This is a genomic window from Streptococcus oralis, assembly GCF_001578945.1.
GTDB lineage: Bacteria > Bacillota > Bacilli > Lactobacillales > Streptococcaceae > Streptococcus > Streptococcus oralis_Q.
Window position 1 is genome coordinate 217,931 of sequence record NZ_KQ969552.1, and the last position, 1,540, is coordinate 219,470.

Consider the following 1,540-nt stretch of genomic DNA (forward strand, 5'->3'; position numbering starts at 1 on the left):
GGTATGCTTCAATTCGGCTATCAAAAAGAAGAACTGCCAAGTGTGCTTAGTGAATACATTAAAGGAGTGTAAAATTATGACATTACTAGCATTTGAAAATGTAACAAAATCATATGGAGCAACTGCGGCACTTGACAATATCTCACTAGAGATCTCAGCCGGAAAGATTGTCGGGCTCCTTGGACCAAACGGATCCGGAAAAACAACCCTAATCAAACTGATTAATGGCCTCCTTCAGCCAGACAAAGGACGTGTCCTCATTAACGGACAGGACCCAAGTCCTGCTACCAAGGCGATCGTCTCCTACCTACCAGATACAACCTACCTCAATGAAGAGATGAAGGTTAAGGATGCTCTAACCTATTTTAAAACCTTCTATCAGGATTTCAATCTCGAAAGGGCCCAACACCTTTTAGCAGATCTTGGCATTGATGAAAACAGTCGCCTCAAGAAACTATCAAAAGGAAACAAAGAAAAGGTCCAACTCATCCTGGTTATGAGCCGTGATGCCCGCCTCTATGTTCTCGATGAACCGATCGGAGGTGTGGATCCAGCTGCTCGTGATTATATCCTCAACACCATCATCAACAACTATTCACCAACTTCTACGGTACTGATTTCAACCCACTTGATTTCAGATATTGAACCAATTTTGGATGAGATTATCTTCCTCAAAGACGGAAAAGTCGTCCGCCAAGGAAATGTGGATGATATTCGTTACGAGTCAGGTGAATCAATTGACCAGCTCTTCCGCCAGGAATTTAAAGCCTAAGCAAAGGAGATTATTATGTTTTGGAATCTAGTTCGTTATGAATTTAAAAATGTCAATAAATGGTATTTAGCGCTCTACGGTGCTGTGCTTGCAATTTCAGTTTTGATTGGAATATCCTTTTCTGGTATCAGTCAGCACTACACTAGTTATGGTAATGACCCCTTCTACCTATTAGGATTTTTAATTTTGGTCTTTGGAGGACTCAGCGTCACTCTTTGGATTGCAACAATCTTTTTAATCATCCGAAGATTTAAGGGTAGTGTTTATGACCGCCAAGGTTACTTGACCCTGACCTTGCCTGTCTCTGAGCACCAAATCATCACCGCAAAACTCTTCAGTGCCCTTGTCTGGTCCATCTTAAGTTATATCGTCTTTATCTTGAGTATACTGATTATCTTCTTCTTAATACCGATAGAGAAAGACTTCACTGCCCTCTATAACTTCATTTCCCCTTACCTCAGCTACGGCTGGCTGTATGCCCTATCACTGTTTGTCAGTTCGATCGCATGGATTTTATCTATTTACCTTTGTATCTCAATTGGTCAACTATTTAACGAATATCGTACCGCTATGGGAATTTTAGCCTATATCGTTATTTCCATCGTTATTGGTTATGTTTCTCTCTTCTTAAGAGTTGATAATGACTTTAACGTGATGGCTGGTACAGAAATCTTGCGCGATCTCTTTTTATCAATTATCTACTATCTCGGAACCTACTACATCTTGAAAAACAAGGTTAATTTGCAATAAAAAATGCCCAGCTAGAAA

Annotated in this window: 2 protein-coding genes; both read left to right on the forward strand. The window is 40.3% G+C overall.

From position 1 onward, the window contains the following. Nucleotides 1-76 precede the first annotated feature (76 nt). Nucleotides 77-772, forward strand: a complete 696-nt coding sequence (locus SORDD16_RS06460) for an ABC transporter ATP-binding protein (RefSeq protein ID WP_061452788.1) — start codon at nucleotides 77-79, stop codon at nucleotides 770-772. A gap of 15 nt (nucleotides 773-787) precedes the next feature. After that, nucleotides 788-1,522, forward strand: a complete 735-nt coding sequence (locus tag SORDD16_RS06465; RefSeq protein ID WP_061413402.1) for a hypothetical protein — start codon at nucleotides 788-790, stop codon at nucleotides 1,520-1,522. Nucleotides 1,523-1,540 lie beyond the last annotated feature (18 nt).